Source organism: Ruminococcus sp. AF20-12LB, from assembly GCF_003478985.1.
Classification (GTDB): Bacteria; Bacillota; Clostridia; order Lachnospirales; family Lachnospiraceae; genus Blautia_A.
On record NZ_QUGH01000001.1, the window covers coordinates 336138 to 362925 of the forward strand.

The 26788-nt window shown below is 46.2% G+C and carries 26 protein-coding genes and 1 riboswitch; of the genes, 21 read left to right on the plus strand and 5 right to left on the minus strand.

The annotated features are described in order from the left end of the window. Positions 1-12 precede the first annotated feature (12 nt). The 7 genes from DWX61_RS01480 (at position 13) to ftsZ (ending at position 9316) form a co-directional block, all read left to right on the plus strand. Positions 13-1779, plus strand: a complete 1767-nt coding sequence (locus tag DWX61_RS01480) for a peptidoglycan D,D-transpeptidase FtsI family protein (RefSeq protein WP_118623428.1) — start codon at positions 13-15, stop codon at positions 1777-1779. Positions 1780-1842: 63 nt separating this feature from the next. After that, positions 1843-2799 carry a phospho-N-acetylmuramoyl-pentapeptide-transferase gene (mraY, locus tag DWX61_RS01485; protein ID WP_118368798.1) on the plus strand — a complete coding sequence of 319 codons (957 nt, stop codon included), beginning with the start codon at positions 1843-1845 and terminating at the stop codon, positions 2797-2799. Between the two features lie 14 nt (positions 2800-2813). After that, positions 2814-4169 (plus strand): UDP-N-acetylmuramoyl-L-alanine--D-glutamate ligase, encoded by a 1356-nt coding sequence (gene murD, locus DWX61_RS01490; protein ID WP_118623430.1) that lies wholly within the window; start codon positions 2814-2816, stop codon positions 4167-4169. A gap of 54 nt (positions 4170-4223) precedes the next feature. After that, a complete protein-coding gene (locus tag DWX61_RS01495; RefSeq protein ID WP_118623432.1) occupies positions 4224-5324 on the plus strand; it encodes an FtsW/RodA/SpoVE family cell cycle protein in 1101 nt (366 codons plus the stop codon). A gap of 27 nt (positions 5325-5351) precedes the next feature. Continuing rightward, positions 5352-6632: a UDP-N-acetylglucosamine 1-carboxyvinyltransferase gene (murA, locus tag DWX61_RS01500; RefSeq protein ID WP_244789938.1), complete on the plus strand. Its 1281-nt coding sequence runs from the start codon at positions 5352-5354 to the stop codon at positions 6630-6632. Then, on the plus strand, positions 6629-7912 hold the full coding sequence (locus DWX61_RS01505; RefSeq protein ID WP_243164960.1) for a cell division protein FtsQ/DivIB: 1284 nt from the start codon (positions 6629-6631) through the stop codon (positions 7910-7912). The genes murA and DWX61_RS01505 overlap by 4 nt, the downstream gene beginning before the upstream one ends. Before the next feature lie 240 nt (positions 7913-8152). After that, entirely contained in the window at positions 8153-9316 is a 1164-nt protein-coding gene (ftsZ, locus tag DWX61_RS01510; RefSeq protein ID WP_330575417.1) for a cell division protein FtsZ, read from the plus strand. Between the two features lie 123 nt (positions 9317-9439). Here the strand turns inward: ftsZ and DWX61_RS01515 are convergent, their stop codons facing one another. Continuing rightward, positions 9440-9763, minus strand: a complete 324-nt coding sequence (locus tag DWX61_RS01515; RefSeq protein WP_118512551.1) for a DUF1540 domain-containing protein — start codon at positions 9761-9763, stop codon at positions 9440-9442. Between the two features lie 434 nt (positions 9764-10197). Here DWX61_RS01515 and infC point away from each other — a divergent pair, with 434 nt between their 5' ends. From infC to DWX61_RS01570, 11 genes are all read left to right on the plus strand, one after another. Next, on the plus strand, positions 10198-10692 hold the full coding sequence (infC, locus tag DWX61_RS01520) for a translation initiation factor IF-3 (protein WP_118368792.1): 495 nt from the start codon (positions 10198-10200) through the stop codon (positions 10690-10692). Positions 10693-10775: 83 nt separating this feature from the next. Further along, complete coding sequence (rpmI, locus tag DWX61_RS01525; RefSeq protein WP_021651646.1) at positions 10776-10973, plus strand: 50S ribosomal protein L35; 198 nt, start codon at positions 10776-10778, stop codon at positions 10971-10973. Between the two features lie 33 nt (positions 10974-11006). Then, positions 11007-11363, plus strand: coding sequence for a 50S ribosomal protein L20 (gene rplT, locus DWX61_RS01530; protein ID WP_015526090.1), 357 nt, complete (start codon positions 11007-11009; stop codon positions 11361-11363). A gap of 237 nt (positions 11364-11600) precedes the next feature. After that, on the plus strand, positions 11601-12758 hold the full coding sequence (locus tag DWX61_RS01535) for an ABC transporter substrate-binding protein (RefSeq protein WP_118512550.1): 1158 nt from the start codon (positions 11601-11603) through the stop codon (positions 12756-12758). Between the two features lie 96 nt (positions 12759-12854). Further along, entirely contained in the window at positions 12855-13739 is an 885-nt protein-coding gene (locus tag DWX61_RS01540; protein WP_118512549.1) for a branched-chain amino acid ABC transporter permease, read from the plus strand. A 10-nt stretch (positions 13740-13749) separates the two neighbouring features. Further along, the gene (locus DWX61_RS01545; protein ID WP_182433923.1) at positions 13750-14823 is read left to right on the plus strand and encodes a branched-chain amino acid ABC transporter permease; all 1074 of its coding nucleotides are present in this window, start codon (positions 13750-13752) and stop codon (positions 14821-14823) included. 2 nt (positions 14824-14825) lie between these two features. Further along, the gene (locus DWX61_RS01550) at positions 14826-15584 is read left to right on the plus strand and encodes an ABC transporter ATP-binding protein (protein ID WP_021651650.1); all 759 of its coding nucleotides are present in this window, start codon (positions 14826-14828) and stop codon (positions 15582-15584) included. 14 nt (positions 15585-15598) lie between these two features. After that, on the plus strand, positions 15599-16309 hold the full coding sequence (locus DWX61_RS01555; protein ID WP_092071187.1) for an ABC transporter ATP-binding protein: 711 nt from the start codon (positions 15599-15601) through the stop codon (positions 16307-16309). A 10-nt stretch (positions 16310-16319) separates the two neighbouring features. Continuing rightward, positions 16320-16940 carry a cytidylate kinase-like family protein gene (locus DWX61_RS01560; protein WP_118623438.1) on the plus strand — a complete coding sequence of 207 codons (621 nt, stop codon included), beginning with the start codon at positions 16320-16322 and terminating at the stop codon, positions 16938-16940. A gap of 102 nt (positions 16941-17042) precedes the next feature. Beyond that, positions 17043-17807 (plus strand): polysaccharide deacetylase family protein, encoded by a 765-nt coding sequence (locus tag DWX61_RS01565; RefSeq protein WP_118623654.1) that lies wholly within the window; start codon positions 17043-17045, stop codon positions 17805-17807. 182 nt (positions 17808-17989) lie between these two features. Next, positions 17990-19312, plus strand: coding sequence for a replication-associated recombination protein A (locus tag DWX61_RS01570; RefSeq protein ID WP_118623440.1), 1323 nt, complete (start codon positions 17990-17992; stop codon positions 19310-19312). 28 nt (positions 19313-19340) lie between these two features. Here the strand turns inward: DWX61_RS01570 and DWX61_RS01575 are convergent, their stop codons facing one another. Genes DWX61_RS01575 through DWX61_RS01585 form a run of 3 tightly spaced genes read right to left on the minus strand, consistent with a single transcriptional unit; the run spans position 19341 to position 21498 of the window. After that, positions 19341-19853, minus strand: coding sequence for a DUF4364 family protein (locus DWX61_RS01575; RefSeq protein WP_059086750.1), 513 nt, complete (start codon positions 19851-19853; stop codon positions 19341-19343). Between the two features lie 14 nt (positions 19854-19867). After that, on the minus strand, positions 19868-20809 hold the full coding sequence (gene mnmL, locus DWX61_RS01580; RefSeq protein ID WP_118623442.1) for a tRNA modification radical SAM protein MnmL/YtqA: 942 nt from the start codon (positions 20807-20809) through the stop codon (positions 19868-19870). Beyond that, complete coding sequence (locus DWX61_RS01585; RefSeq protein ID WP_118623443.1) at positions 20809-21498, minus strand: YesL family protein; 690 nt, start codon at positions 21496-21498, stop codon at positions 20809-20811. Before DWX61_RS01585 ends, mnmL begins: the two co-directional genes overlap by 1 nt. Before the next feature lie 239 nt (positions 21499-21737). Between DWX61_RS01585 and DWX61_RS01590 the strand changes: the two genes are divergently transcribed. After that, the gene (locus DWX61_RS01590) at positions 21738-22055 is read left to right on the plus strand and encodes a YerC/YecD family TrpR-related protein (protein WP_015526079.1); all 318 of its coding nucleotides are present in this window, start codon (positions 21738-21740) and stop codon (positions 22053-22055) included. A 129-nt stretch (positions 22056-22184) separates the two neighbouring features. Here DWX61_RS01590 and DWX61_RS01595 read toward each other — a convergent pair whose 3' ends face one another. Continuing rightward, on the minus strand, positions 22185-22805 hold the full coding sequence (locus DWX61_RS01595) for a DUF1836 domain-containing protein (protein WP_118512543.1): 621 nt from the start codon (positions 22803-22805) through the stop codon (positions 22185-22187). A 144-nt stretch (positions 22806-22949) separates the two neighbouring features. On the opposite strand from DWX61_RS01595, the gene pcrA reads away from it, so the two are divergent. Then, positions 22950-25193: a DNA helicase PcrA gene (pcrA, locus tag DWX61_RS01600; protein ID WP_118623656.1), complete on the plus strand. Its 2244-nt coding sequence runs from the start codon at positions 22950-22952 to the stop codon at positions 25191-25193. 101 nt (positions 25194-25294) lie between these two features. After that, positions 25295-25584: riboswitch (cobalamin riboswitch) on the plus strand. A gap of 106 nt (positions 25585-25690) precedes the next feature. Further along, a complete protein-coding gene (locus tag DWX61_RS01605; RefSeq protein ID WP_021651660.1) occupies positions 25691-26785 on the plus strand; it encodes an ABC transporter substrate-binding protein in 1095 nt (364 codons plus the stop codon). The last annotated feature ends 3 nt before the right edge of the window (positions 26786-26788 follow it).

The window sequence follows — 26788 nt, forward strand, 5'->3', positions numbered from 1 at the left end:
AGGGATTTTTTTATGATCCGGACCATGGTTTATCACAGGAAAAAAATATGGATGGTTTTTCTGATCTGCATAATGCTTCTTCTGGGACTTGTGGGAAGACTCTGGTATCTTATGAACGTCCGGGCAGAATATTATTCAAAAAAGGCGGAGGATCTTCATGAGAGGGAACGTGACATAAAAGCAGCCAGGGGAAAGATCCTGGACATCAGGGGAAATATTCTGGCAGATAACCGGACAGTCTGCACAGTATCGGTGATACACAGCCAGATCAAAGATCCTGAAAAAGTGATCCGTGTACTGTCCGGAGCATTGTCTGTAAAAGAAGAGGAAATCCGAAAAAAAGTTGAAAAAATTTCTTCTATTGAAAGAATACAGACAAACGTGGAAAAAAGCATTGGAGACAGGATCCGAGAATATGACCTTGAGGGAGTGAAGGTAGATGAGGATTATCGGAGATATTATCCTTATGGATCTCTCGCTTCAAAAGTACTGGGATTTACCGGAGGCGATAATCAGGGGATCATTGGTCTTGAAGTGAAATACGATGAGATCCTGAAAGGAGAGCCCGGGAAGATCCTCACAGTCACGGATGCACGTGGTGTGGAGATCGACGGAACCGGAGAACGGAGGAAGGAACCGGTGTCAGGAAATACTCTGCGTACCAGTCTGGATGTTAATATCCAGGAATATGTGCAGCAGGCAGCCGGTAAAGTCATGGAAGAAAAACAGGCGGAGAGAGTATCCATACTACTTATGAACCCTCAGAACGGAGAAATCTATGCCTGTGTCAATGTGCCCGAATTTGATCTGAACGATCCGTTTACTCTGAATACAGAAGAAACAGCAGCAGAGGGAGAAAAAAAGCAGGATCTTCTGAACCGGATGTGGAGAAATCCCTGCCTGAATGATACCTATGAACCTGGTTCGACTTTTAAGATCATCACTATGGCAGCGGGACTGGAAGAAGGTGTTGTGTCAACAGAGGATCGTTTTTTCTGTCCGGGCTATAAGGTGGTGGAGGACCGGCGGATCCACTGTGCAAAGAGAACCGGACATGGTGCGCAGAGTTTTGTAGAAGGCGCCCAGAACTCCTGCAACCCGGTATTTATTGAGGTGGGTCTGCGGCTTGGAGCAGACCGTTATTACAAATATTTTAAACAGTTCGGACTTATAAAAAAAACAGGAATAGATCTTCCGGGAGAGGCAGGAACGATCATGCATAACCCCAAAAATATGGGGGAGGTGGAGCTTGCCACGGTATCCTTTGGCCAGTCGTTTCAGATCACACCGATCCAGCTTGCAACAACCGTCAGTGGGATCATCAATGGCGGAAACCGGATCACACCTCATTTTGGGATCAGCGTGGAAAGTGCGGACGGAACAAAGGTGCGGACACTGGAATATCCGGTGGAAAGCGGGATCGTGTCCGGTGAGACTTCCCGGACAGTACGTACGATCCTGGAAACTGTAGTTTCAGAAGGCTCCGGAAAAAATGCCGGGATCAAGGGGTTTTCCATTGGGGGAAAAACAGCTACCTCTCAGACACTGCCCAGAGGCTCCGGCAGATATATTTCTTCATTCCTGGGGTTTGCCCCGGCAGAGGATCCGAAGGTCCTGGCTCTTTGTATCATCTATGCACCTCAGGGTATGTATTATGGCGGGATCATTGCCGCACCGGTGGTACGCAGTATTTTTGAAAATGTACTTCCCTATCTTGGGATCGAGAGGACAGTTACGGAAACTCCATCCGGGGAAAACCGGGCAGATGGGGTTGATTAATGAGGATAAAAGCCTTATACTGTTGAAGAAGTATAAAAAAACGAAAGAATTAGAGGTGTGAGGATGGAGTTTCATGTTGTGATCCCTGTGCTGATCTCATTTGCGATCAGCCTTGTATTAGGACCGATTGTTATCCCTTTTTTAAGAAGACTTAAAATGGGACAGACAGAGAGAGAGCTGGGTGTGCAGTCTCACCTGAAAAAGAATGGTACCCCTACTATGGGTGGAGTGATCTTTCTCATTGCAACAACTGTAACATCACTGTTTTATATCAGAGATTATCCGATGATCATCCCGGTACTTTTCCTGACACTGGGATTTGGACTGATCGGATTTCTGGATGATTATCTGAAGGTAGTCCTGAAGCGTTCTGACGGACTTCTGCCATGGCAGAAAATGGCACTGCAGATCGTTGTGACAGCTGTATTTGCTTTTTATCTTGTAAATTATTCCAACGTATCCCTGACTATGAAGATCCCGTTCTGGAGCGGACATTATCTGAACCTGGGATGGTTTGCGGTTCCGGTACTGTTCTTTGCGGTGATCGGTACAGTAAACGGAGTCAATTTTACGGATGGACTTGACGGACTGGCTTCCAGTGTTACCCTGATCGTGGCAGTATTCTTTACGGTGGTTTCCCTTGGAATGAAAAGTGGTGTGGAACCTATCACCTGTGCAGTTGTGGGCAGTCTTATGGGATTCCTTCTGTTTAATGTATATCCTGCCAAGGTATTTATGGGAGACACCGGTTCTCTGGCATTGGGGGGATTTGTGGCTGGTGTGGCTTATGCCATGCAGATGCCGCTGTTTATCATCCTGGTCGGACTGATCTACCTTGTGGAGGTATTGTCTGTTATGCTCCAGGTATCCTATTTCAAGGCAACACACGGAAAAAGAATTTTCAAGATGGCGCCTATCCACCATCATTTTGAGCTTTGTGGGTGGTCCGAGACACGGGTTGTTGCAGTGTTCTCTGTTGTAACTGCTATTATGTGCCTGATCGCTCTCCTGGCATTATAAGGAGGAACAGAAAAATGGATTTAAAAGGAAAAAAGGTTCTCGTTTTCGGAGCCGGAAAAAGCGGCATCGGAGCAGCTGATCTGCTTGGAAGTGCAGGAGCACAGCCGGTGATCTATGACGGAAACGCAGATCTTGATAAAGAGGTAGTTTTACATAAAACAAACGGAAAATACACCCCGGAGATCTGGGCCGGAGATTTTCCGGAGAGAGCGCTGGACAGTCTTGATCTCGTAGTGCTAAGCCCGGGAGTTCCCACAGACCTTCCGCTGGTAAAGAGCTTCTATGAAAAGGGCCTTCCGGTATGGAGCGAGGTGGAGCTTGCCTACCGTACAGGCAAGGGAGAGGTTCTTGCGATCACAGGAACCAACGGTAAGACAACAACTACAGCACTCCTCGGAAAGATCATGGGAGATGCCCGTGAATCTGTATTTGTTGTAGGAAATATCGGAACTGCATATACATCCAAATCATTGGAGATGAGGGAGGATTCCGTAACTGTTGCGGAGATCAGCAGCTTCCAGCTGGAGACCATTGACCAGTTCCGCCCGAAGGTAAGTGCGATCCTCAACATCACAGAGGACCATCTGAACCGCCATCATACCATGGAGGAATACATCCGTGTAAAAGAACTGATCACCAAAAATCAGGGACCGGAAGATGTATGTGTTCTGAATTACGAGGATGAAGTCCTTCGTAAATTCGGTGAAAATATCGTTCCGAAGGTGGTATATTTCTCAAGTCTTCGCAAACTGGATAGGGGAATCTATCTGGACGGAGACCAGATCATTCTCAAAACAGAAAAAGAAGAGATCCCGATCGTAAAAACCGGAGAGCTTAAGATCCTGGGACGTCATAATCACGAGAATGTAATGGCAGCAGCAGCCATGGCATATTATGCGGGAGTTTCTGTGGAGAGTATCCGCAGGAGTGTCTGTGAGTTTGTGGCAGTTCCACACAGGATCGAGTATGTGACGGAGAAAAACGGTGTTGCATATTACAACGATTCCAAGGGAACCAACCCGGATGCGGCCATCAAGGGGATTCAGGCAATGAACCGTCCGACTCTTCTGATCGGCGGCGGCTATGACAAGGAATCCAGCTATGATGAGTGGATAGAATCCTTCGACGGAAAAGTCTGTTATCTTGTTCTCATCGGTCAGACGAAAGAGAAGATCAAAGCAGCAGCAGAACGTCTTGGATTTACAGATATCATCCTCTGCGAGGATCTGAAGGAAGCTGTCCGGGTCTGTGCGGAAAAAGCTAATCCCGGAGATGCAGTTCTGCTTTCACCGGCATGTGCGAGCTGGGGACAGTTTGATAATTATGAGCAGCGCGGTGACATGTTCAAGGAATATGTGAAAGCACTGTAATAATCCGAAAAATACATACATAAGCTGAAATAAAGACCACTGTGGAGGCCATGCATGAAGGCAGGACAGAAACAGACCGGAAAGACAGATACCGTTCTCTGGGTACTGGTTCTGATTCTGGTGGTATTGGGACTCGGGGCGCTTTTTTCGGCAAGTGAATATAATGGCAGAGTACGTTTCCACGACTCTGCCTATTATTTTAAAAAGCAGCTCTTTGCCACGGCACTGGGGCTGCTTGTTATGTATCTGGCATCACGGGTAGATTACCGGCTGGCTGTAAAGCTGGCGCCGGCTGCCTATATTTTTTCACTTTTTCTGTCTGCTGCAGTCCTGCTTTTCGGACAGGAGATCAATGGGTCGAAGAGGTGGCTGAACCTGGGGCCGCTTTCCTTTCAGCCGTCGGAGTTTTCCAAGGTGGCAGTGATATTGTTCCTGGTGTGGCAGATCAGCAATACAAAAAGCAAAACAACCGGATTCTGGTTTATCTGCAGGACTATGATGACTTTGCTTCCGGTAGCAGGTCTGGTGGGCTCCAATAACTTAAGCACAGCGGTGATCATTCTAGGAATCGGTGTGCTGCTGATCTTTGTGGCCAATCCCAGATATCTGCAGTTTCTCGCGCTTGGAGGTGCGGGGACAGGATTTATTGCGGTTTTTCTTGCCGCGGAGAGTTATCGTCTGGAACGCCTGGCAATCTGGCGGGATCCGGAAAAATATGAAAAAGGATTTCAGACCATACAGGGCCTGTATGCAATCGGAAGCGGAGGGATCTTTGGCAAGGGGTTCGGGAACAGTCTGCAGAAGCTGGGATTTGTCCCAGAAGCCCAGAATGATATGATATTTTCTATTGTGTGTGAGGAAACGGGGATACTGGGAGCCTTTCTGACACTTTTTCTGTTTGGCATTCTGATCTGGAGGCTTTGTATTCTGGCATTAAACTGCCGGGATCTGCAGGGAACGCTGCTGTGTGCCGGGATCATGGCGCATATGGCGATCCAGGTAGTCCTGAATGTTGCAGTAGTAACGAATACGATTCCCAACACCGGGATCACTCTGCCCTTTGTAAGCTATGGCGGAACTTCTGTTGTTTTTCTTCTGGGGGAAATGGGGCTGGCCTTAAGTGTCAGCAGTCACAGACATGGAAGGATCACATAGAATAACAAGTAAGAGGCCCTTTTAGGAGTGGAATACTTGAATGAGATCGATGAGATCATCGTGACCGGAGGCAGGCCGCTGCATGGAAGCGTCCGGATCCAGGGGTCAAAAAATGCGGCACTTCCGGTTATGGCAGCAGCACTCTTAAGCACCGGGACCAGTGTACTGCGGGGATGCCCGAGAATCAGTGATGTATATTTGATGGAAAAGATCCTGAAATATCTGGGGGCAGAAACCTGGTGGGAAGGTCAAGATCTTTATCTGGACTGCAGCCATGCGGACGGCACCATGATACCGGAGTGTTATTCCGGAAAAATGCGTTCTTCCGTGATCTTAATGGGAGCAATGCTGGGGCGGAGCAAAAAGGCACAGACAGGATATCCCGGAGGCTGTGTGATCGGAAAGCGGCCGGTGGATCTTCATATCCAGGTTTTGCGCCGCCTTGGGGCAGCTGTGGTGGAAAACGGCGGGATGATCCGGGCATCCTGTGGAAAACTCCGAGGTGCAGAGATGTTTTTTCAAAAAAGAAGTGTAGGCGCTACAGAACAGGGCATTCTGGCAGCGGTCCTTGCAGAGGGGAAAACAGTTCTTAACGGCTGTGCCTGTGAACCGGAAATTTATTGGCTTTGCCATTATCTTACCGGAATGGGGGCAAAGATCCGGATTCATGAAAAAGGCTGTATCTGTATTGAAGGAGTGGAGAAGCTTGAAGCTGGCGATGACTGCATTCCACCAGACCGTATTGTCGCCGGAACCTATCTAATGGCAGCGGCGGCAACCAGAGGAGAGATCATCCTGGAAAATCCGCCTCTGGAGGAAATGGGTGGAATCCTGGATGTATATCGGAAAATGGGTGGACAATGCCGCAGGGTAGGTGGTAAACTAATAGTCAACGGAAAAAATACAGGTTTTCCCCTGGAGCTTCTGGAAACAGAAGTTTATCCGGGATTTCCTACAGACCTGCAGTCTCCTGCGATGGCGGTACTGGCCACGATCCCGGGAGTGAGCAGGATCCGCGAGAAGATTTTTGAAGACAGATATAAAACAGCTTCATGGCTCTGTAAAATGGGAGCACAGATCCAGATCCGGGATGGAGTTGCTGTGATATACGGAGGGCAGCCCCTGACCGGTTGTACTGTGGAAGCAGAGGAGCTTCGCGGTGGTGCGGCACTTGTGATCGCAGCACTTGCCGCGCAGGGGATTACCAGGATCCGGGGCTGTTGTTTCATAGAAAGAGGCTATGAACATATCTGTGAGGATCTGACCGCACTGGGCGGTCTGCTGATAAAGGACAGAGGAACTTTATGAAAACATCAAAAAAAAAGTCACTGAAAGCAGTTGGCGTACTTCTTGTCCTGCTGCTGGCAGGAATTATTTTCTTTTTTACGTATTATCAGGTAGATGAAGTGCAGGTGATGGGCAGTAGCCATTATTCTGAAAAACAGATCAGGAAGATGGTACTCAGGGGACCGCTGGCATCCAATTCTGTTTTTGCACCGCTTCTTTATACTAAGCAGAACACAAAAGATGTTCCTTTTGTAGAAGGCTATACCGTAACAAGGCTGAACCGGCACACCATCTGTGTCAGTGTGAAGGAGAAGGATATCGTTGGTTGTATCCCTTATCTGGACAGTTATATTTATTTTGACAGAAACGGTATTTTTGTGGAAGGGTCCACGGAACGTGACGAAAAAATCCCGTTTTTTGACGGGATCAAAGTCAAAAAAGTGATCCAGAACGAGAAACTCCCCATCAAGGATGAAACGGTGATGAACACGGCAGTTGCTCTTTCTACTATTTTTGCAAAAAATGATAAGGTTCCGGATCACATTGAATTTGAAGATGACGGACAGATCAGTCTTGTTTACGGGGATATCACAGTTAAACTTGGAAAGGATGAATATCTGGAAGACAAAATGACCAGAGTTCTGGCTATCCTTCCGATGATTTCCGGAAAAAAAGGAATTCTCCATGCAGAAAATGTAAATGATAATTCAAAGAACATTACCCTGGAGCAGGAACAGGATGAGAGCCAGACTTCCGCAGAAAACTGGACCGGTGGCTATGATGAGGAGGGAAATTATACCGGAGAAGGCGAATATGACGAAAATGGTAACTATGTAGGACCGAAACCGCAGACGGATCTGGAGTATGCGCAGGAAAACTGGGTGGGTGGTTATGATGAAGAGGGAGATTACACAGGCAGTGGTGAGTACGATGCCAACATGACCTATGTAGGCGAAGCCCCCACAGAAGAAACCATGGCAGAAAAAGGAAACTGGAAGGGCGGTTACCGGGAAGACGGCGGCTATGACGGAGTCAGTGAATATGACCGTGATGGCAATTACGTAGGTACTCTGGAGGATTATCAGGCCTCGGCAGAAAGCTCTGGAGACAGAACAGACTCCGAAGATCCAGATGCTCAGAGTACGGATACCAAAGATCCGGAAAATGAAGAAGATTCTTCAGACAGCAGCCTGGACAGCATCGGGAAAGAGGCTGATCACAGCAGTGATCTGGGAGACGGGTCTGAGGATTATGATGAAAATACGTACAGCGATTACAGTGATGAGTACGATTATGAGTAAAGATAAAAAAAGCTTTCTTAATGTATAGTACCGGTATTTGGGCATTTTGCCAGAGATTGTTTTGTAAATGTTTCGGTTAATAGAAACAGTGCCGAAATTTAGTGAAAAAAGTATAAAAAAACAAAATTAATGGTTGATTAATTACCGAAAAAAATATATGATATAACTATGTGTATATGTAGCTTGGAATAGATTATTACACTGAATCGGATATCAGGTAGAAATAAAGGAGGAAGTACATTGTTAGAGATAATGACGAATGAGGCTGAGTCTTCTGCGAAAATTATTGTAATTGGAGTAGGTGGCGCAGGTAATAATGCGGTAAACAGAATGGTGGAAGAGGCCATTGGCGGAGTTGAGTTTGTAGGTGTTAATACCGATAAACAGGCTCTGACACTGTGTAAAGCTCCGACTGTACTTCAGATTGGTGAGAAAATTACGAAAGGTCTCGGCGCCGGCGCACAGCCGGAGGTTGGACAGAAGGCAGCTGAGGAGAGCATTGAGGAAGTTAAGAAGATCATCGAGGGAGCGGACATGGTTTTCGTTACCTGTGGTATGGGAGGCGGAACCGGAACCGGAGCTGCTCCTGTGATTGCCGGTGCGGCAAAAGAGATGGGTATCCTGACTGTCGGTGTTGTTACCAAGCCTTTCCGTTTTGAAGCAAAGACCCGTATGAACAATGCACTTGCGGGAATCGAGAATCTGAAGAAAGCAGTTGACACTTTGATTGTCATCCCCAATGACAAGTTACTTGAGATCGTTGACAGAAGAACAACCATGCCGGAAGCACTGCGTAAGGCTGATGAAGTTCTTCAGCAGGCAGTACAGGGTATCACAGACCTGATCAATCTGCCGGCTCTGATCAACCTTGACTTTGCAGATGTGCAGACAGTCATGACGGACAAGGGAATCGCTCACATCGGTATCGGTGAGGCAAGAGGCGATGACAAGGCTATGGAGGCTGTACAGCAGGCGGTATCTTCTCCGCTTCTTGAGACAACCATCAAGGGCGCTACTCATGTGATCATCAACATTTCCGGAGATATTTCTCTTATGGATGCCAACGATGCTGCAAGCTATGTACAGGAGCTTACAGGTGAGGAGGCAAACATCATCTTTGGTGCTATGTATGATGATTCTGTTGCAGATTATGCAAGAATTACAGTTATTGCTACAGGTCTTACAGACAATAACCTTCAGAACACACCATTTGGAAACAGAGCTTCCAATTCTGTATTTGGAAACACCAAAAAAACAAGCCAGTCACAGCCAGGTGGTATGAACCTTAACATGCCAAGCTTCAGCCTGCCGACTATGAATTCCACACAGTTTGGAACAAAGGCTCCTACAAGCACTGTTCAGAAAAAGGATATCCAGATCCCGGATTTTCTTAAGAACAGATAATAAATGAACATGATAAGATCCGGCAGAGGTTCCATCTGGAACGTTGCCGGATCTTTTTGACTCTTCGATCAAAAGAAACAGGAATGACTGCTCTGTATGGAAACAGGAGTTCCGTTCAGGATATCAGCATTCGCAGTGAAAAGTATCACATTTTGTATCACAGCAGCGATGAGCATTGGCACCGGATACATTGATGGAAGCTGCGGTGCATTTGCAGTGCTCATTGTAGGTACAGTTGTGTGCTTTGCAGTCGATGTTAACGGTCTCACACCCATAGCAGGGATCTGCGGCATTTTTTACAGAACCTTCTTCCTGAGCACGGAAGCTTTCACAGGCGGTATCATCTGCATAACGTGCATCTGCTCCTTCAACATTGATGGCTCCCCGGGAACAGAGAGAATTTTTGTTATAGTAGCAGTTGTGTGCGGAACATTTAAGATTTGTCATAAAAGTGTCCTCCTGATAATTATGATTTTACCGGAAACCGTCAGCCTGCCGGAATGCGCACCCTGTCTGATCGTCAGCACTGCGATAAAGCCTGACAGATTCCGATGTTGCATAGTATGTCCGAAAGAAGAAAAAATCATACTCAAAAAAATACATAATAATATAAAAAAACAGTTGACAAATAGCAGACACCATGGTATCCTCTTAAAGTACGTAGCGAAAAGAAAGCAGAGTTCACTCTCACCTCAGCGCTGAAGATAAGCGACTCAGGTCAATATTGCACAGTACTGCGAACGGATCAACCATCGGTGCGCAGGTGTAATTGTTTGAAGTGTGGACATCTGTCTGCGCTTTTTTTGTGCGGCTTTAGCTACATTAATGAGAAAAAAATAATTCTATCATGTTCATGGAGGTGTACAACAATTAGCGGTTTAATGATTAACGAACAGATCAGAGACAGAGAGGTACGCTTGATTGGTCCGGACGGAGCTCAGCTTGGAATCGTGTCCGCCAGAGAAGCGATGGCGAAAGCGCAGGAGGCAGGACTTGACCTTGTAAAGATTGCCCCACAGGCGAAACCGCCGGTATGCAAGATCATTGATTACGGTAAATACCGTTACGAGCTTGCAAGAAAAGAAAAAGAGGCCAGAAAAAAGCAGAAAACCATCGATGTCAAAGAAGTGCGTCTTTCCCCGAACATTGATACGAATGATTTGAAGACGAAGGTAAATGCAGCAAGAAAGTTCCTTAGCAAGGGTGACAGAGTTAAGGTTACACTTCGTTTCCGCGGAAGAGAGATGGCACACATGGCCAGCAGTAAGCATGTGCTTGACGACTTCGCAGATCTTCTGTCCGATATAGCGACTGTAGAGAAGGCTCCGAAGATAGAAGGCAGAAGCATGACTATGTTTCTGACTGAGAAACGGTAGATATCTCAGTCTTCACGGCAACAGCCGGGCAGAACGGGATGCTATATAAAATTTAGAAGTACCAAATCAAGGAGGAATTCATAATGCCAAAAATTAAAACTTGCAGAGCAGCAGCAAAGCGCTTTAAAAAAACAGGTACAGGAAAATTAGTAAGAAATAAAGCCTACAAGAGCCATATCCTTACAAAGAAATCTCAGAAGAGAAAGAGAAATCTGAGAAAATCTACTGTTGTTGATTCTACTAACGTAAAGAGCATGAAGAAAGTATTACCATATTTATAAGATAGAGAAGACGAACAGGAGGAGAATTAAGAAATGGCAAGAATTAAAGGCGGATTAAACGCAAAGAAAAGACATAACCGTACATTAAAACTGGCGAAAGGCTACAGAGGAGCCCGTTCTAAACAGTATAGAGTAGCAAAACAGTCTGTAATGAGAGCTCTTACAAGTTCCTACGCAGGAAGAAAGCAGAAGAAACGTCAGTTCAGACAGCTCTGGATCGCTCGTATCAACGCAGCAGCAAGAATGAACGGACTTTCCTACAGCAAAATGATGCACGGCCTTAAGGTTGCAAACATCGACATCAACAGAAAGATGCTTGCAGAGATGGCAGTTAACGATGCAGCAGGCTTCACAGCACTTGCTGAGATCGCTAAGAAAGCAATCGCATAAGTAAAGTATTAAGAGACGAAGAAGTCCAGGGAGTTTTCCCTGGATTTTTTTGCGTGAAAAAATTCAGACAATTTGCCGAAAAACAACACAAGCTGTACAGCGGACAAGTGTCCGTGTTGTGCAATCAGACGAAAAACAGCAGATAACAAAATTTGTCCTTGAAATAAAAAATATGCGATGCTATAATTTTACCATTAAACATTAGTAACGCGACAAAGCGCAGGAGGAGAGATTATTATGAAGAATTGGAAGAAAGTAATCGGCGTTGCATCAGCAGCAGCGATGACAGCAGCTATGATGATGCCTGCATCAGTTTTTGCAGCAGATGAGACATTTAAGATCGGTGTGATCGGACCGATGACAGGTGATTACGCACAGTACGGTACTAACGTATACAACGCAGCAAAGATCGCTGCAGATGAGATCAACGAGAACGGAGGTTTCAACGGATATAAGGTTGAGATCCTTGATGCAGGTGATGACCAGGGAGATCCGGAGAAGGCTGTTAACGCATACAATGACCTGATCGATAAAGGAATGCAGATGCTCTGTGGAACTGTAACATCCGGTTCCTGTATCGCAGTAGGAGCTGAGGCAGCTGAGGATACATTCCTCTTCACACCATCCGCAACAGCACTTGACTGTATCACAGCAGGAACAAACGAGTTCCGTATGTGCTTCACAGACCCGGCACAGGGAACAAAATCTGCTCAGTACATTTCCGAGCACAAACTTGCAACGAAAGTAGCAGTACTTTATGATTCTGCTGCTGACTACAACTCCGGTGTACATGACGCATTCGTTGCAGCAGCTGCTGATGACGGACTTGAAGTAGTTGCAGATGAGGCTTACACAACAGACAGCAACACAGACTATTCTGTACAGCTTGCAAAGATCAAGAAGAGCGGCGCTGAGCTTCTTTTCCTTCCGAACTACTATTCCGACAATGCGCTGATCCTTCAGCAGGCATCTGAGGCAGGAATGGATATTAAATTCTTCGGTGTAGACGGTATGGATGGTATCCTTAACGTAGAGAACTTTGATAAATCTCTTGCAGAGGGCGTTATGCTCCTGACACCATTCTCAGCAACATCCACAGATGAGAAGAGCCAGAACTTCGTAAAAGCATACGGCGATGCTCACAACGGTGAGATCCCGAACCAGTTTGCGGCAGATACATATGATGTACTTTACGCAATGCAGCTTGCAGCTGACGATGCAAAGATCACACCAGATATGGAAAATGCAGACATCAGTGCAGCAATGAGCGCATCCATGGCAAACATCGAGCTTGACGGACTTACCGGAAAAGCAAAATGGACCGAGGATGGTGAGTGTGATAAAGAGCCGAAAGCATTCGAGATCAAAGACGGTGCTTATGTAGAGATGAAATAAGTAATTTCTGTTAACGTTAGGGGTCAGGGGACGGTCACCTTTAGTGGGAACCGTCCCCTTTTTCCCTTATCAATAAACAATTAAAAGAGGTGCGTTATGAGTTTTATATCTTATTTGAAAGACGGCATCAGTCTTGGCAGTATCTATGCGATCATTGCACTTGGATATACTATGGTTTACGGTATTGCCAAGATGCTGAACTTCGCACACGGAGATGTTATCATGGTAGGAGCTTATATCATCCTTACCTGTATCACAAGAGGCGGTATGTCACCGATCCTTGCAGTGATCCTTTCCGTGGTGATCTGTACACTGCTTGGTGTTGTCATTGAGAAGGTAGCTTACAGTCCGCTTAGAAAAGCTTCCTCAAACCTGGCCGTTCTGATCACGGCTATCGGTGTCAGTTATCTGCTTCAGAACCTGGCACTCCTGATCTTTGGCGCAGACGCCAAGAGCTTCGTGTCAGTTATCAAGGTTCCGTCCATCACACTGTTTGACGGAGAACTTACCATTAAGGGAATCACTATCGTGACCATTCTTGCATGTATCATCATCATGGTGGGACTTTCTTTCTTTGTAAAAAAGACCAAACCTGGACGCGCCATGCAGGCTGTTTCCGAGGACAGGGATGCAGCACAGCTGATGGGAGTTAACGTTAATGCAACGATCTCCCTCACATTTGCCATCGGTTCCGGACTTGCGGCCATTGCAGGACTTCTGCTCTGCCAGACATATCCGACACTGACTCCATACACAGGAGCCATGCCTGGTATCAAGGCTTTCGTAGCTGCTGTATTCGGTGGAATCGGTTCTATTCCGGGAGCTATGGTAGGCGGTATCCTTCTGGGAATCATCGAGATCTTCGGAAAGGCTTATATTTCTTCCCAGGTTGCAGATGCGATCGTATTTGCTGTTCTGATCGTCGTGCTTCTTGTAAAACCTACCGGACTGTTCGGCAAGAACATCCAGGAGAAAGTGTAAGGTGGCCGATATGAAGAATATGAAGAACAAAACAACAAGAAACAATATGATCAATTATGGAATCGTCATTGTACTTTTTATCATTGTGCAGGCGCTTTCCTCGACGGGAAATCTTTCCAGACTGCTTATGGGACTTCTGGTTCCTCTTTGTGTTTATACCATCGCATCCGTTTCGTTGAATCTGGTAGTTGGTTTTTCCGGTGAGCTGAGTCTTGGACATGCAGGCTTTATGTGCGTGGGAGCCTTTTCCAGCGCCCTGTTTTCTCAGGTGGCTGCAGATTCTATCCCGCAGGTTCCGCGCTTTATCCTTGCGATCCTTGTAGGTGCGGCAGTTGCAGCCCTGTTCGGTGTGATCATCGGTATCCCTGTACTTCGTCTCCGCGGGGATTATCTTGCCATCGTTACACTGGCATTCGGTGAGATCATCAAGAACCTGATCAACGTGCTTTATATTGGTGTGGATGACAAGGGTATTCATGTTGCAACCAGTGCGGCAGGTCTTCATCTGGAAGCCGGCGGAAAGCAGATCCTCAAGGGTGCCCTTGGTATTTCCGGAACAGCAACCCTTTATAAAGATATCAAGAGTTACTTTTTCCTGATCGGTGTGCTCCTGCTCCTTCTGACTCTGTTTATTGTACAGAACCTGGTAAATTCCAGAAGTGGTCGCGCAATTATGTCAACCAGAGATAATCGTATCGCAGCAGAATCCGTAGGAATCAATATCACCAGATATAAACTGCTTGCATTTACAATTTCCGCAGCCCTTGCAGGAGTGGCAGGCGTGCTGTATGCACATAATCTTTCTCTTCTGAAGGTATCTGTATTTGATTACAACATGTCCATCCTGGTACTGGTATATGTGGTACTTGGCGGGATCGGAAATATCAGAGGATCGATCATCGCAACCATTATCCTTTATGCGCTGCCTGAGCTTCTCCGCGGATTTGCAAACTACCGTATGCTGATCTATGCCATCGTGCTGATCATCATGATGCTCTTTAACTGGGCACCGGCAGCAAGAGACTGGAGAGCACGTATGGTAGAGAAATTCAAAGGCAAAAAAGAGAAAAAGGAGGTGGCCTGATCATGGCAATGCTGGAAGTAAATAATCTGTCTATCCAGTTCGGCGGTCTTCGTGCTGTTGACGGCTTTAATATGACCATTGAGAAGGGACAGCTCTATGGACTGATCGGACCTAATGGTGCCGGTAAGACAACAGTATTCAATCTTCTCACAGGAGTGTATAAGCCTACAGAGGGAATCATTAAACTTGACGGCCAGGACATCACAGGAAAAAGCACCATTGAGATCAACAAGGCCGGAATCGCAAGAACTTTCCAGAATATCCGTCTTTTCAAGGATATGCCGGTTCTTGACAATGTAAAAGTAGGACTTCACAATCATCATCCATATTCCACACTGACCGGGATCTTAAGACTGCCGAAATATTACAAGGTAGAAAAAGAGATGAATGAACGTGCAATGGAGATACTGAGGGTTTTTGATCTGGATAAGGAAGCGGATACTCTGGCAGGAAACCTGCCTTATGGTAAACAGCGTAAGCTGGAGATTGCCAGAGCTCTTGCCACAGAGCCGAAGCTTCTTCTCCTGGATGAGCCGGCGGCTGGTATGAACCCGAATGAGACACAGGAGCTGATGGATACTATCCGTTTTGTGCGGGAGCATTTTGATATGACTGTTCTTCTGATCGAGCACGACATGAAACTGGTGGGCGGTATCTGTGAGGAACTTACAGTTCTGAACTTCGGTCAGGTACTGATCCAGGGTGAAACATCTGCAGTGCTGAAAGACCCGACGGTTATCACTGCATATCTGGGAGAATAAGGAGGAACGAGACAATGGCAATGTTGGAAGTAAAGGACCTCCAGGTCTATTATGGTGTGATCCAGGCTCTGAAGGGAATTTCTTTTCATGTAAATCAGGGAGAGGTTATTGCGCTGATCGGTGCCAATGGCGCCGGAAAGACAACCACACTTCAGACACTTACCGGAATTCTTTCTCCGAAGTCCGGAAGCATTGTGTTTGAGGGAAAAGACCTCACAAGAACACCGGCTCATAAGATCGTAGAGATGGGGATGGCGCATGTTCCGGAGGGAAGACGTGTATTTGCGGATATGTCCGTTTATGAGAATCTGCTCCTTGGAGCCTATACAAGAAAGGACAAGGCAGAGATCGCAGAGAGTCTTGCAAGTGTATACAAGAGATTTCCGCGTCTGGAAGAACGTAAAGGACAGCGTGCCGGAACACTTTCCGGTGGTGAGCAGCAGATGCTTGCCATGGGACGTGCACTGATGAGCAGACCAAGGATCATTTTGATGGATGAGCCGTCCATGGGTCTGTCACCGATCTTTGTAAATGAGATTTTTGACATTATCCGTGAGGTGAGCGAGAGCGGAACTACGGTACTTCTTGTTGAGCAGAATGCAAAGAAGGCACTTTCCATTGCAGACCGTGCCTATGTTCTGGAAACAGGAAGCATCACTATGGATGGAAAGGCTGAGGATCTTCTGAACGATGAGGCTGTTCAGAAGGCATACCTTGGAGAGTAGGGGGAAAGACATGGATAATTTCGTAATTACCATTGCAAGACAGTATGGAAGCGGCGGACGTACCATCGGAGAGGAGCTTGCAAAGAAATTAGGGATTTCTTACTATGACAAGGATATCATCCGCATGGCATCTGAGGAGAGCGGCATTCATGAGCAGCTTTTTGGAAGGGCAGATGAAAATGTCAGCACAAAGCAGAGATTTTTTGCAAAGTCCGGAATCTACAAGGGTGAGCTGATCCCGCCTCAGAGCAAGGATTTCACATCAGATGAGAACCTGTTTAATTATCAGGCAAAGGTGATCCGGCAGCTGGCAGAAACAGAGTCCTGTGTGATCATCGGACGTTGTGCAAATATGATCCTGAAGGATTATTCCAATGTTCTTCGTGTGTTTGTTTACGGAGACTGGGATTTCCGTATCCGCGAGGCAAGCAAGAAGCTCAGCGGAACCACAAAGGACATTGAGAAATTCATGCATAAAGATGACAAACGCAAAGAAGATTTCTGCAAACGATTCATGGGTGTTGACTGGACAGACATGACGAAATACAATCTGTGCCTGGATAACGGTACCCTTGGCTATAAAAAATGCGTGGAAGAGATCGAGAGTGCACTTGAGATCCTGAAGAAATAAGACATATATCAGAGAATACTCCCCGGGAAAGAAGAGCAAAAAGTCTTTTCTCGGGGATTTTTTCATATATTGTGGAAAAGTATATTTGATCCGGCGGGAAATATGGATAAGCGAAAAAAATATTTCTGTGTAGTGGCAGTGGTATTGATCCTGCTCAGCGGATATGGAAAAATGTCAGACAGTGCATTTCAAATGCAGGTGACCAGAATGATCGCCGGTGAGGGGATGCTCCGGCTGGTGGCGGCACAGTACGGACACAAAGCAGCAGAACCGGTGGCTGAGACAGCCTCTGACAGAAGCGAAAAAGAGGATCGACCACGTGTGGCTCTTACCTTTGATGACGGACCGAATGCAACATATACACCTCTGCTTCTGGATGGCCTGCGGAAGCGTGGAATCCATGCCACATTTTTTCTTATGGGAAAAAATATCCGGGGAAATGAGGAGATCGTAACGCAGATGCAGAGAGACGGCCATCTCATCGGTAATCACACGTATGATCACGTGCAGCTTGATAAGCTTCCAGGTGATCAGGCCTGTCAGCAGATCATAAAGACGAATAATGAGATCTACGAGATCACCGGAGAGTATCCCATGTATCTTCGCCCGCCCTACGGTGCCTGGCCGAAGGATCTGGAGCTCTGCGTGACCATGCTGCCGGTATTCTGGGATGTGGATACCCTGGACTGGAAATCAAAAAATGTCCGTTCTGTGGAAAATATCGTAAAAAGACAAGTGAAGGATGGCTCCATTATCCTGATGCATGACAGCTTTTCTACCTCTGTGGAAGCAGCCCTGGAGATCGCGGATATGCTTACGGAAGAAGGCTATGACCTGGTAACTGCAGATCAACTGCTTGTAATGTAACTGTGATCTGCCGAAAAGGCAGAAACGATTGCTTTTTTATGTGCAAACAGGTAAAATTATAAAAATAAGGAATCTGTCCGTATGCCGGAAACAAATGAAACGATCGTTGCCGGATACAGATCTATGAAAAGAATACGGATCGTGAATATCCGCTTTTTACAGAAAATACAGGAGTGAAAACCATGGATTTATTTGAATACGCAAAGTCAAAAACGCTGGATCAGGAATCGCCCCTTGCATCCAGGCTGCGTCCGCGAACGCTGGATGAGGTGGTGGGGCAGCAGCACATTGTAGGAAAAGATAAATTGCTGTATCGTGCTATAAAGGCGGATAAGCTGACATCAGTTATCTTTTACGGCCCTCCGGGAACCGGAAAGACCACCCTGGCAAAAGTCATCGCCAATACTACAAGCGCCAGCTTTACGCAGATCAATGCAACCGTAGCAGGGAAGAAAGATATGGAAGCAGTTGTAAAACAGGCACAGGACGATCTCGGCATGTATGGGAAAAAGACCATTCTGTTCATTGATGAGATCCACCGTTTCAACAAGGGACAGCAGGATTATCTTCTTCCTTTTGTTGAAGACGGAACCATCATTCTTATCGGGGCCACAACAGAGAATCCATATTTTGAGGTAAACGGAGCGCTTCTTTCAAGATCGATCATCTTTGAACTGAAGTCCCTGGAGATACCGGAAATAAAGGAACTGATCCTGCGTGCGGTTAACGATCCGGAACGTGGAATGGGAAGCTATGGGGCGGTGATCGAGGAGGATGCTCTGGAATTTCTGGCAGATATGGCAGGAGGAGACGCCAGAAGCGCTTTAAATGCCGTAGAGCTGGGAATCCTCACCACGCCCCGGGATACAGACGGTAAGATCCATCTGACCCTTGAGGTGGCTTCTGAGTGTATCCAGAAGCGTGTGGTGCGCTACGATAAGAACGGGGACAATCATTATGATATCATTTCCGCCTTTATCAAGAGCATGCGAGGCTCCGACCCAGATGCGGCAGTCTATTATCTGGCAAAAATGCTCTATGCAGGAGAAGATGTGAAATTTATCGCAAGAAGAATCATGATCCTTGCCTCTGAAGATATCGGAAATGCAGATCCCCAGGCCCTCTGCGTGGCGACGGCAGCAGCACAGGCAGTGGAACGTGTGGGAATGCCGGAGTCCCAGATCATTCTTTCCCAGGCAGTTACATACATGGCCTGTGCACCCAAGAGCAATTCAGCAGTAAATGCCATACAGGAAGCCATGCGCTGCGTGAAGGCGAAGAAGACAACCGTTCCGGTGCATCTGCAGGATGCCCATTATGGTGGCCACGAAAGTCTGGGTCATGGTATCGGATATAAATATGCCCATGATTATCCGAACCATTATGTAAATCAGCAGTATCTGCCATCAGAAATCGAAGGAGAACATTTTTACGAGCTCAGTGATATGGGATATGAAAAGAAACTGAAAGAGCACATGAAGAAGATCCACGAAGAAGCGAAATAAATGAATATAAGTAAAACGGAGGAGCCTCTCAGAGAAGCTCCTCCATTATTTTGTCATAAACATTCTGGTATTTATAAGGCCAGCTTTCGCATACAGACTGTGCAGCAGCAAGATTTGGAACATTGATGCTGAGATCAACGATGCTGACACCGCTTTCAATGATACGCAGACGTACCGAGTAGCTGCCCTCTTTGGTGGGATAGTAATCAGCAGGAGTCAGGAGATGTTCTTCGATCTTGCAGTGGAGGGAATTGAGATATTCTTCCACTTCTTTCTTGATGTCAGAAGAAAGTTCTTTGGAAAAATATTTCAGAGTGTTTTTTCCCTCCGAGGTCAGTCGATAGTAACTGCGGTTGGACTGTGAAGACATTTCCACCAGATCTGCCTCCACAAGTTCGGAAACTGCCTGCTGGAGCTGAAAATAATTGGTGTATTTCCGGTCCAGGATAAAATCGGTGATCTGGGAATTTGTGAGATCCCCATCGGAATTCTGCAGCATATATAAAATAATAAGCTTATAGGTTGTAAAAGGTGATGCCATAAGAATCCTCCTTTTTACTGGCTGCGGGAAAGGGCTTCGAGAGCTTTTCCCTGAAAACTTGCTCTTTCTTTCATCCGGTGATGAAGAAGATTTAAAACTTCACGTTTGCGGCTGGCCCATAAAGGTGCGATCAGCAGATCCTTCGGTCCGTCGCCGGTGACCCGGTGGATCACGATATCCGGTCTGAGATGTTCCAGGCAGTCAATGACAAGGTCCAGATACTCGTCCCGTTCATAAGTACGGAAAAGACCAGCTTCATGATCAGCGGCAAGATCTGTACCACGCAGTACATGAAGAAGCTGCAGCTTGATTCCCTGGATATCCATGGCGTTCAGATAAGCCATTGTTTCCAGGATATCCTTCCGGCTTTCGCCGGGAAGCCCCAGGATGGTGTGGACGATTACTTCGATGTCGCCTGTACGGAGATTTTTCAATGCGGTATCAAAACAGGACAGTGGATAGCCGCGCCGTATATATCTGGCGGTATCTTCATGGATAGTCTGGAGTCCCAGCTCCACCCACACCGGTTTGATCTGGTTCAGGGAATAAAGAAGCTCCAGTACATCATCTCCCAGACAGTCCGGTCTGGTACCAATGGACAGTGCCACGATATCCGGATGAGAGATGGCTTCTGTGAAGATCTTATGCAGGTGTTCCACAGGAGCGTATGTGTTTGTATATGCCTGAAAATAGGCGATATATTTATGAATCGGGCGTTTGGAAGAGAGACTTTTGATCTGTGTGTTGATCTGCTCTGTAATGGAAAGAGCGGCGTTTGCTGCAAAATCTCCGCTCCCGCCCTGGCTGCAGAAGATGCAGCCTTTTTTGCCCAGGGTGCCGTCACGGTTGGGACAGGACATGCCGCCGTTTAATGCAACCCGGTAGACCTTTTCGCCGTATCGCTCCCGGAGCATATAGTCCAGAGAGTGATAAGGCTTGTCGTTCCAGCGTTTCATTATGCCTCTTTCAGTTCGTTTTTCTCTTCGTCATTTTCTTCGTCTTCATCTTTAGGTATATAGTTATCGAAGATCTTTACAAAAATCTTTGATTTCCAGTAGGCCAGCGTGGAAAATCCCATCAGAATAAAAAGCATGATCAGGATGGATGTAAACTGTGCGTAGCTCACATAAGCAAAAAGCCACATCAGCAGGAGCGGAGACGCAGAGATCACAAGCATCAAAAGTGTCAGCGGAAGATGGCGGACGGACATCAGGAATGCATTTACAAAGGTATTCTTGATGGAATTAAAAAATTTGGAAAGGATCGGATAAATGTACAGAAGGATCATCGCATAGATCAGTGCAAATGCAATGAACAGACTGAAAAGTCCTTTGTACATAGCTCCGCTTCCGGCTCTGGCGATCCGAAGATCGATAAACAGAACAGCAGCGGTGAGGAGCATGATGATATTGATGATGGTCGCCTGTTTGAAATTCTGTTTGAATGAGCGGAAAAAGCTGCGGGCAATATAAGATTCTTCGTCTCTTGCCATCTTCAGTGTGACATAGTAGAGAGCTGTTATGGAGGCGCCTGCGGTGACAACCGGAATACAGCAGAGGATGCACAGAAAATTCAGAAGAAGCAGATCTGCTACGCGTCCCATGAACACGAAGAATTTGTTGTCCATGTTGAAAAAACGATTCATTTGATAAGTCTCCTTTTCTTTGGGATATTATTTTAAGTATACCCAATCACAGCAGAAAAAGCAAATCCCAAATGTTTTCCGAGACTGTGGAAACAGGAAAATCATGTGTCCGCCATAGAAAGACAAAATAGTGAAATAGTTTATTAAATTTCCCTAAAAGACTTGCTTATCACGAATTAGAGTGTTAAAATATCAGTATTGTATTAGACGAAATTTATGTATTTTAAAGGAGCGTAACAATGAGCAAAAAAATCAGGACGGAGGCTGTGGATCATCTTTTTGAAGCGATCCTGTGCCTGAAGGACAAGGAAGAGTGTTATACATTTTTTGAGGATGTGTGCACCATCAATGAGCTGCTTTCTTTATCTCAGCGCTTCGAGGTAGCCAAGATGCTTACCGATAAGCGTACATACCTTGATATTTCCGAGAAAACAGGAGCTTCCACAGCTACGATCAGCCGTGTGAACCGTTCCCTGAACTATGGAAATGATGGTTATGAGATGGTATTTGCACGTATGAAGAAGGATAACGGGGAGCAGGGCGGCGAAGCAGAATAAGGCTTACGTCCATACCGTGGTGATAACGGATAATGCTGTAACGAAAAAGAGACAGGCGATCACACGTCTGTCTCTTTTTTTCGGTGCGTCCGGCGACGCACGTTTATGACCGGATGTAAGCTCCGGATATTATTTGTCTTTTTTTGAGGAATCAGTATCTTTTGAGGAATTCATGTGGTCGATCATGTTTTCGATGATCATTTTTTTCATATATACGTCGAAGCTAAGAAGACAGATGAAGGAAAACTGGTGAAGGAATTCCTTATCCTCCGGGTCGGCGTCCTCAAAGATCTCTCCGGCACTTTTGAAACGGCGCATAAGATCCTTTTCCAGGTAACGGATCTGTGACTGCTCCATACTGAAAACCTCCCGGTAGATGTAAGTCATGTCCTTTTCTGTAACGGACTTGAAGTATTTCTCGGTGATCGGTCCCAGAAGGGTCTGGATATCACTGATGGAGAGGATATTTTTAAAATAGTAGATAAAGATCAGCATCAGCAGATGCTCCCGGGAATACCGCTTTTTTTCCGGCGGGGGAAGGAGCTTGTTCTTTGCGTAATTGTTGATCATGGTCTTGGTCAGGATCTTGTCATCATCATGACGCTTGGTGGAAGCGAGATTATCTTCCATAAAGGTCGTGACCTGATCCATGTAAAGATCGATATTGGGAATTTCATCGGGTTTTATATAATCAAGCTCAGCAATTTTTGCAAAAATGCTGTTCATCATTTCTTTTTCGTTTTCTGTCATCGCATTATCACCTCTGCTCCTTATTATATAGTTTTAAATACTACTTGTAAAGAAACTTTTTTCAGAGAGGTGGGTTTACCGGAAAGTAAAGTCATGATAGTATATAAAGATACTGTTCATATGGAAAAAGAAATGGAGATCAAAATGAGTATACATGATGCTTTGGACACATTGAATCCTATGCAGCGGGAAGCTGCCGTACATACAGAGGGACCGCTTCTGATCCTTGCAGGAGCCGGTTCCGGAAAAACAAGAGTGCTGACCCACAGGATTGCCTATTTAATGGAAGAAAAGGGTGTAAACCCATGGAATATCCTGGCGATCACCTTTACCAACAAGGCTGCCAGTGAGATGCGGGAACGTGTGAATAAAATTGCGGGAATGGGTGCGGAGAGCGTATGGGTCTCCACCTTCCATTCCGCCTGCGTGAGGATCCTGCGCAGACATATTGAGGTGCTGGGTTTCAACAGTAATTTTACCATTTATGATGCCGACGACCAGAAAACAGTCATGAAGGAAATCTTCCGGAAGTTTGATATCAATACCAAGATTTACAAGGAACGCGCTGTTCTTGCTGATATTTCCCATGCCAAGGATGAACTGATCACACCGGAAGAGATGGAGCTGAATGCGGGCGGCGATCCGGATGCACGGAAGATTGCCGGTATGTATAAGGAATATCAGTCTATCCTCCGGGGAAACAATGCGCTGGATTTTGATGACCTGATCGTGAAGACTGTGGAGCTTTTTCAGCATAATCCGGATATCCTGGACTATTATCAGGAACGTTTCAAATATATTATGGTGGATGAGTATCAGGATACCAATACTGCCCAGTTTAAATTTGTAAGTCTTCTTGCTGAGAAATACAAGAATCTCTGTGTGGTTGGTGATGATGACCAGTCCATCTATCGTTTTCGTGGAGCAAATATCGGGAATATCTTAGGATTTGAGAAGGTTTTTCCTGAGGCTAAGGTGGTGCGCCTGGAACAGAATTACCGTTCTACCCAGAATATCCTCAATGCAGCCAATGAGGTGATCGTCAACAACACAGAGCGTAAGGAAAAACGCCTCTGGACAGAGAACGAAGAGGGAGATAAAGTACATTTCCGTCAGTTCAACAACGGATTTGAGGAAGCGGAGTATGTTGCAGGAGAAATCATCCAGGGGCGCCGCAACGGGAAATTCCAGTACAAGGATTGTGCAGTACTTTATCGGACCAATGCCCAGTCCCGTCTCTTTGAGGAGAAATTCCTTCTGGCAAATGTTCCTTATAAGATTGTCGGCGGCGTGAACTTTTATGCCCGCAAAGAGATCAAGGATCTGTTAAGCTATCTGAAGACCATTGACAATGCCAGTGATGATCTGGCCGTGCGCAGGATCTTAAATGTGCCAAAAAGAGGAATCGGACTCACCAGCATCGGCCGGGTCCAGGACTATGCGGATATGATGAACCTGAGCTTTTACGATGCTCTCCGCGTGGTGGAGGAAGTACCGTCCATTGGCAGGGCAGCAGGAAAGATCAATGATTTTGTATCCTTTATCCAGGGACTGAAAAGTAAGGCAGAGGCCTATACAGTCCGTGAAACCCTGGAAGAGGTTATTGAGCTTACCGGTTATGTGAAGGAGCTGGAGGCAGAGAAAACGGAGGAGGCCCAGGCGAGGATCGAAAATATCGATGAGCTGATCTCCAAGACAGAATCCTTCCAGGAAGCCATGGAGGAGGCCGGACAGCCGGCAACACTTTCTGCATTTCTGGAGGAGATTGCACTGGTGGCAGATATCGATTCTGTTGATCCGGATCAGGATTATGTGCTGCTGATGACCCTTCACAGTGCCAAGGGACTGGAGTTCCCCAATGTATTTATCGTAGGAATGGAGGACGGTGTTTTTCCGGGATATGCTTCCATCTGGTCCGGTGATCCGTCGGATATAGAGGAGGAGCGAAGGCTCTGTTATGTGGGAATCACCCGTGCCATGAAAGAGCTGACCTTAACCTGTGCAAAACAGCGGATGATCCGTGGGGAGACTCAGTATAACCGTGTGTCACGTTTTGTAAGGGAGGTTCCACGGGAGCTGGTAGATCTTGGACATACCATTCAGGAAAAAAAGCCCAAGGTAGATGATATCGTATCTCCGAAAAGCGCCTATGCCCAGATGAAAATGAATTTCCAGGCAAAGAGCACCCTGCAGAAAAAAGATTTCACAGTGAAGAAGGCGGACAGCCTGGACTATGGTGAGGGAGACACGGTCCGTCATGTGAAATTCGGAGTCGGTATCGTAAAAAATATCGCAGACGGCGGCAGAGACTACGAAGTGACGGTAGACTTTGACAAAGTCGGCGTGAAAAAAATGTTCGCCGGTTTTGCCAAGCTGAAAAAGATCTGAGAGGGATCTCTCCGGGCAGACTATTTCTGCAAAAAACTGTAAAAATCCGGCCTCAAGGTTGTAATTGGAAAACCGGTATGTTAGAATCAGTATCAGCGTAATTGAATTACTGTGAAGTGAACAGTATCACCGGCACATATGCTGCCGGATACTGTGAGAGGGAATCGGGTAAAAAGCCTGAGCGGTTGCGGCCACTGTATACAGAAGAAGGGATTTCACATGCCATTGCAGAAACTCATGTGAGAAGGCGAAATCCCGATGTCAGAGAGATTCTGGAGAAAATTCTGATACATCATTCATGATCGGCTAAAAGATGAATGGTGTATCAGTTTTTATTTTGCGGAGTTTTTTCTGAGTCTGTAAGTCAGGAAACCTGCTTGACAGTATGTAAGTGGGAGCTTCCGTACAAAGTGTTCCGTGCAGATTTTATGAAGCCCCATCTTTTCGGTTACCCATAGGCAACAGGAGATAAAACAGGCGAAAAGAGAGGAAATGAAATGAAAAACAAGTATGTATCCACAAGAATCATGGCAATGGTAATGGCAGCGGCAATGACCGTATCTGCAGCTCCGGCTGTTTATGCCGCAGAGAGAGCAGACTCCGAGACCATCAAGGAAGACAACCAGCCGGCAGCAGAAGACAGTACAGAGTCTGCAGACACCGAAGATTCTTCCGCAGAGGCAACCAAGACAGAATATCCTCTGACCATCACAACCTATGATTACGATGGAAACGAAATCGAAACCACTTATGAAAAAGCACCGGAAAAAGTCCTTGCTGTATATCAGGGAAGCATTGAGACTATGCTCGCACTTGGTCTGGAAGACCACCTGGTAGCTACCGCAGGTCTTGATAATGAAGTTCCGGAAGATCTCAAAGAAGCATTCTCAAAAACAAATTATCTTGACGAATTTACCCCATCCCTTGAAACAGTAACAATGCTGGAGCCGGACATGATCTTATCCTGGAGCTCTCTTTTCTCTGATAAGAATCTGGGAAATGTAACAGACTGGATCGACAAAGGCTGCAACACCTACTACAACACCAATACTCGTCCGGACGGCGACAGAACACTGGAAAATGAATTCACAGATATCTTAAATATCGGAAAGATCTTCGATGTACAGGACAAAGCGCAGGCTATCGTTGATGATGCAAAAGCAGTGATCGACAAAACTCTTACTGCAACTGCAGATGTAAAAGACAAACCAAGCGTAATGGTATTGGAGCCTCTTGGAGATGACATCACAAACTATGGCGTAAAGAGCCTTGGCGGAGATATGGTAACACAGTTAGGCGCAACTCTTGCAAACCCGGATGCTTCCACCGTTGGAAAAGAGGATATCATCGCAGCCAACCCTGACGTGATCTTTGTGGTTTACATGCCATATGCAGGAGATGATCCGGAAACTGTTAAGAACAGCCAGCTTGCAGTGATCCAGGATGATGAGTCCCTGAAGAGCCTTGACGCAGTAAAGAACGGACGTGTTTACCCGATCATGCTCAGTGAGATGTATGCAAGTGCAACACGTACCCAGGACGGAATCGAAACTTTTGCAAAGGGATTATATCCGGACGTAAATCTTGACTGATCG